Source organism: Pampinifervens navoyensis (assembly GCF_046159715.1).
In the GTDB taxonomy this organism is placed as follows: Bacteria; Aquificota; Aquificia; order Aquificales; family Aquificaceae; genus Pampinifervens.
In genome coordinates this window covers 1-273 of sequence record NZ_JBJXCT010000043.1, presented here as the reverse complement: position 1 = coordinate 273, position 273 = coordinate 1, and the positions used below count along the sequence as shown (strand labels likewise).

General features: G+C 64.8%; 1 protein-coding gene. It reads left to right on the top strand.

Going from position 1 to position 273, the window contains the following annotated elements; genetic code table 11:
• On the top strand, positions 1–273 hold a 273-nt coding region (locus ACKRDP_RS09935), incomplete at both ends, for a hypothetical protein (RefSeq protein ID WP_489685589.1).

Below are 273 nucleotides of genomic sequence, written 5' to 3'. Positions count from 1 at the left end.
CCGACTACTACCCGGAAGCACCCGGCGGACGCCTCGGTGGCCGCAGTGTCGAGCCCACCCCGTTCGACGGCAACAAGTTGGGCGCCGACCGCAAGAACCTCGAGCCCGACTACGTCAAGGCCCCCAAGAACTTCGTCATCACCCAGGCCGACTACAAGTGGCTCAACCTGCTGATGCGCAATCCTCGCGGACCCCTGCGCGCCATGAATGTCGGCATGCGATTCCTCGCAGCGAAGGCCACCAAGAAGGATCTGCTGGTTCGCGGCCAGGCAC